Annotated in this window: 5 protein-coding genes; 4 read left to right on the top strand and 1 reads right to left on the bottom strand. The window is 50.0% G+C overall.

What is annotated here, in order from left to right; genetic code table 11:
- The 4 genes from Q0614_RS08610 to Q0614_RS08595 form a co-directional block, all read left to right on the top strand.
- Positions 1-187 (top strand): hypothetical protein (locus Q0614_RS08610; protein WP_298788043.1); only part of this gene is annotated, 187 nt, incomplete at its 5' end.
- A 7-nt stretch (positions 188-194) separates the two neighbouring features.
- Positions 195-1724, top strand: a complete 1530-nt coding sequence (locus Q0614_RS08605; RefSeq protein ID WP_298788041.1) for an NADH-quinone oxidoreductase subunit M — start codon at positions 195-197, stop codon at positions 1722-1724.
- Positions 1714-3519 carry an NADH-quinone oxidoreductase subunit N gene (locus tag Q0614_RS08600; protein ID WP_298788040.1) on the top strand — a complete coding sequence of 602 codons (1806 nt, stop codon included), beginning with the start codon at positions 1714-1716 and terminating at the stop codon, positions 3517-3519. The genes Q0614_RS08605 and Q0614_RS08600 overlap by 11 nt, the downstream gene beginning before the upstream one ends.
- A 134-nt stretch (positions 3520-3653) precedes the next feature.
- Positions 3654-4052 carry a hypothetical protein gene (locus Q0614_RS08595; RefSeq protein WP_298788039.1) on the top strand — a complete coding sequence of 133 codons (399 nt, stop codon included), beginning with the start codon at positions 3654-3656 and terminating at the stop codon, positions 4050-4052.
- Positions 4053-4304: 252 nt separating this feature from the next.
- On the opposite strand, the gene miaA is transcribed toward Q0614_RS08595, so the two are convergent.
- Entirely contained in the window at positions 4305-5210 is a 906-nt protein-coding gene (gene miaA, locus Q0614_RS08590) for a tRNA (adenosine(37)-N6)-dimethylallyltransferase MiaA (RefSeq protein ID WP_298788037.1), read from the bottom strand.
- Between the last annotated feature and the right edge of the window lie 125 nt (positions 5211-5335).

Here is a 5335-nt window from a genome sequence, read left to right as displayed (position 1 = left end):
GCTTAGCGAGATCTGCGCTAAATGCGACGGCGCGATCATAGACGCCAGCGTCGATCTGATCGCTCGCATCGCGGTAAAAGGCGGCGAAGGTGCGGATCGCGCGAGCAATAGCGGAGATTTGAGCGCAAATTTAAGGTGGATGGTTTTGGGATCTTTCATTTTGCTGATTTTAGCGTTTGCGCTGTGAGGTGGGCATGGAATACTTTTTAAGTTTGGTTATATTTTTTCCGGCGGTAGCTGCGGTTTTAGGTTTTTTGATCGACGAAGCGAGCATCAAGACCTACGCCGTTACGATGAGCTTTATAGAGTTCGTGCTTTCACTCGTTTTGTGGATACTCTACGAGCCGGTGGACGGCATCGCATTTAGCGTGCTGCACCCTTTCATAAGCGAATACGGCATCAACTACTTCATCGGCGTGGACGGAATTTCGCTGTTTTTGGTGATCCTAAGCACGCTGGTTACATTTTTGGCGCTGCTTAGTCTAAGCATTAAAGAGCGCGCCAAAAATTTAATCATCTGCATTCTGTTTTTAGAGATGACGATGGTGGGCGTTTTCGTGGCGCTGGATGCGATTTTGTTTTACATCTTTTGGGAGCTTTCGCTTATTCCGATGCTCTATATCATCGGCGCGTGGGGCAGCGGCAAGAGAATTTACGCCGCGGTAAAATTTTTCATCTACACCTTTCTAGGTTCGATGTTTCTGCTCGTAGGACTCGTAGCGATGAGCTATTTCTATCACGAGGCTACGGGCGAGTATAGCTTTAATATCCTAAACTGGCAGAGCCTATCGCTGCCGCTTAGTACGCAAATTCCTCTATTTTTGGCATTTTCGGTCGCTTTTGCGATCAAGACGCCTTGCTTTCCTTTTCATACCTGGCTTCCGTACGCGCACGGTCAGGCCCCTACGATAGGCTCGGTTCTGCTTGCCGCCGTGCTTCTTAAGATGGGCACATACGGCTTCGTGCGATTTTCGCTGCCGCTATTTCCGGATGCGAGCGTGCATTTTAGCGGGATGATGTGCGCCGTAGCGATCGTTATGATCATCTATGCGAGCTTCATCGCCTTTGCTCAGAAGGATATCAAACAGGTTATCGCGTATAGCTCGATCGCGCATATGGGCGTCATAATGCTAGGAATTTTTTCAATGAGCCGCGAAGGGATGAGCGGCGCGGTATTTTTGATGATAAGCCACGGTATCGTAAGCGGCGGGCTTTTTATGCTCGTTGGCTTTTTATACGACCGCAAGCATACGAAGCTTTTCAGCGAGTTCGGTGGGCTTGCGCGAGTGATGCCGCTTTATGCGTTTTGTTTTTGCGTCGTGCTGCTAGGCTCGATAGGACTTCCGCTTACGATCGGCTTCGTGGGAGAATTCCTAAGCCTTGCGGGGATTTTTAAAATAAGCTTTAGCTACGCGCTTTTGGGCGGACTCGGCATAATAATGGGCGCGATCTATTCGATGAACCTTTATAAAAAGACCTTCTTCGGCGCTCTTGTGCATGAGGAAAATAAAAAGCTAAGCGATCTAAACAGAACCGAACTTTGCTCTATCGTCCCGATCTGCGTGCTGGTGGTAGTGCTCGGCGTCGCGCCGAATTTGATGCTAAAGAGTATCGAGCCTAGCGTGACGCAAAGCCTTGAGCTGATGTTTAACAAAGCCTCGCAAACCGCGACTCGCGCCTATATGGAAAAAGCAAATTTTAAGGTAAGAAGCGATGCAAAATAATCTTTTAAATTTAGCCTCGATCGCGCCTATGGCGATACTTGGAGGGTTTGCCCTGCTGATGCTCGCAGTTTCGCTTTTTGCCCGCGCACTATCGTATAAATTTTACGCCGTCATCACGATACTGGCGCTAGCTCTGGGCTTCGGGCTCGTTTTTGGATACAACAGCGGCATACGCGGGCTTTTTGACGTGATGCTGGTGGATGGAATCGCGACGCTATCGATGCTTATTATGCTCGCGGGCTCGATATTTTTCATCTTTTTGTCTTTGGGCGCAAGAAGCGCGCACGAGTACCACACGGCGGAGTTTTTCGTGCTGTTTTTATTCGTGCTCGTGGGCTATGAGTTTATGGTCGCGAGCGAAAGCTTAATGATGATCCTCGTTGGGCTTGAGACGGGCTCGCTGGCGCTTTATACGCTAATCGCACTTCATAACCGCGCTAGATCGGTCGAAGCGGCGCTAAAATACTTCATAATGGGCGCGCTGGGATCGGGCTTTTTCGCATTCGGCGCGGCGATGTTTTTTCTATCGACCGGCTCTATGGAAATTTCAAATATCGCGCAGATCGCTAAGAGTTCAAATTTACAAACCAACGTCCTGCTTTTCGCCGCTTGCTCATTTATGATCGTCTCGATAGGATTTAAGCTCTCGCTGATCCCGTTTCACACCTGGACGCCCGACGTTTACGAGGGTGCGAGCTCGGCTATGGCGGGCTTTTTGTCCGTCGTGCCCAAGATCGCGGGCTTTGTCGTGGCGATCAGGCTATTTGAAGCGCTGCAAAGCATCGGCGTGCAGTGGCTAAATATCGTGCTCTACGCCGTAGCGGTGCTTACGATGAGTCTAGCAAACCTCATGGCGCTCGTGCAGCGCGACGTCAAGCGGATGCTCGCTTTCAGCTCCGTTTCGCACGCTGGCTTCGTGCTCTGCGCGATCGTGATCGGCTCGACGCAGGCAAATGCCGCACTTTTTACCTACTGGATACTATACGCCGTGGCGAACCTCGGGGCGTTTGCGTTCATCTGGTGCGTACGGCAAAGGCGCGCGCGCTCGTTAAATTTAAAATTTAAAACCCAAAGCCCCGCTTTAAATTTAAATGCAAACGGCGAGGATGAGGGGAATTTTATCTCAAACGCAAAGCTTTCTTTTTCGCAAAATCACGAGCCGGTCTCCGCCAGCGAGTTAAATTTGAGCGAGAACGGACAAAATTTAACTTGTAATGAGCGGAGCTTTAAAGCAAGCGAGCAGAATTTTAAAGTAGGCGAGCAGAATTCCAAAGAAAGCGAGCAAAATTTTAAAGCGAGCGAGCTCGGCGCGGAAGTGATCCCTTTCGGCACTGAAACTTGCGAGCCCGGCGCCGAAATTTGCGCGCAAAGCTCTAAATTTACAGTTCGCTTTGAGCATCCGTTTGAAAAATTTGACGGGCTGATCCGCACCCATCCGCTCTTTGCGCTATGCGCGGCGATCTTTATGCTCTCGCTTGCGGGCATTCCGCCGTTTAGCGTGTTTTGGGGCAAGATGTATCTGCTAAGCGCCGCGGTCAATTCGGGCTACTTCGCCCTTGCCGTCATCATGGCGGTAAATAGCGCGCTCGCGCTGTATTACTACCTGCGCCTCATCGTGCGTATGTTTTTGCACGAGCCGCGAAAGGACGCGGAACTTGACGGCTCGCTGAGCGCGGTCTCGGTGCAGATAAAATTTGCCGTCGTGCTAGCTAGCGTGGCATGCGTGCTGGCGCCGTTTTTGGTGAAATTCCTAACCGGCGCGGTAAATAATTTCGTCTTTTTAAGCGGGTATTGAGCTAAAATTTTAAGCGCGAATTGAACCCATCGCGCTTTGCCAACAAGGAGAGATATGTTTTTGGGCGAGCTAGGCGGCTACGGCTTTGCGCTGCTTGACGTGCATGATTTGAGCGAGTTTTTAAAGGAGCGAAAATGCAGAGCAAAAAGCTTCTAAGCTACTGGGACGCGCACGAGCAGCTGTTTTATGACGCCGTAAAGAGCGCTAAAATTCTGCCCTTTTATCCGCTTACGGTGCGCAGCTACGAGATCTTCGTTTGCACGGATGAGGAGTTTACGCCGCCTTCGGGCTACGAAGTAGCTTTCAAGCGCGATAGGCTGTATTTCGCTCCGCAAAGCGGCTCCGCGGTCCTAGCGAGCTTCGATACTTTGCAGTACAGCTTTAAAAAACGGCGAGTTAGCCATGAGTGTCAAAGCGGCGCTGCGGGCAAGATACAAAAATTTAATTCCACGCTCAAACTTGGCTTGCAAAGCGGCACTTACGAGCTTTGCGTCGTTGGGCTAAAAAACAGCTCGCAGCACTTCGAGAAATAGGGCTACGCCTTTATTTTCAAGCGTAACGCAGGCGCGGAAAATCAAAATTTTGATAGGCTTGATAACGATAAATTTAGCTTTGATATTTGCGAAGGCGATTAAATTTAATCGAAATTCCGCGCCGCACGAGACCTTGGCGCGCCACGTAAAATTTCAAAGACGCGATCTTTTGCGGTAAATTTAAATCTAAAATTTCCACTTCCTTGCCCCATTGTTTCCTAGCAAACACACAAATTTTGATAAATTTCGATTTTAAATCTCACGGCGGAGGAGCTTTAAAATTTCACGCTCCAGCTCTTGCGGCGGCGCTGAAATTTTATCCGCGAACTGCGAGCGGTTGAAGGTGCGTTGGCGCTTTGCAAGCTGTACCGTGTGTAGGCTTACGAGCTGCTCGCACTGCGCCCGCGAGATCTGCCCGCGCAAAAGCTGCCCGCACTCCTTTAGCCCGATGCAACCTAGCGCCCTGCACTCCGCGCCGTAGCGAGCAAATAAAAACTCCGCCTCCTCCAAAAGTCCGCGCTCAAACATCGCCTTTGTGCGCGCTTCGATGCGTCCTGCAAGCCACTGCTTAGGCGCGTCGATCTCAAAAATTTTAATATCCGAAATAACGGGCGGGGCGGTGTTTTCGCGCAGAAATTTACTCGGCGCCTCGCCGCAAAATTTATAGATGCTTAGCCATTTTTTTAACCGAAAGCTGTCCGCCGCGCTAAGCTTTGCGGCAAACTCCGGATCGATCTGCTGCGCTAGAGCGTAAATTTCATCGTTTGAAATTTCGCTTTTAAAATCGGGAACCTTCGGCGCCAGCCCGCTTAGCATCGCTTTTAGATAAAATCCGCTGCCGCCGGTGATTATCAAAGGCGCGCCGCTACGCTCCGCGAAAGCCCGCGCGGCTGCGTATTCTTTGATAAACTCGCCGACGCTAAAGTACTCGTTTGGGTAGATTAAATTTACGCCGAAGTGCTTGATCTCGCGCAGCTGCTCCTCGCTTGGTTTAGCGCTTGCGATATCGATCCCACGGTAAATGCAGAGCGAATCGAGGCTTAAAATCACGGCGCTTATTTCGCGCGCGAGGCTTAGCGCAAGATCGCTTTTGCCGCTTGCTGTGGTGCCGATGATCGCGATCTGCGGGCTTGCGTGCGAGTTTTGGTTTTGGCTCAAGGCGTTTCCTTTCGTAAATTTTTCGTTCAAATTATATCAAATTTAGAGCTATTCTTACTTTTTTTTGATACAATAGTGCCCAAAATAAGGGGCGAAATGGCTAAATTTAAAGAAATTTTATCCGA

The sequence above is a fragment of the uncultured Campylobacter sp. genome (genome assembly GCF_937997595.1).
Classification (GTDB): Bacteria; Campylobacterota; Campylobacteria; order Campylobacterales; family Campylobacteraceae; genus Campylobacter_B.
Note: the sequence above shows the minus strand (reverse complement) of the source record. Positions and strands in the feature narration are given on the sequence as shown.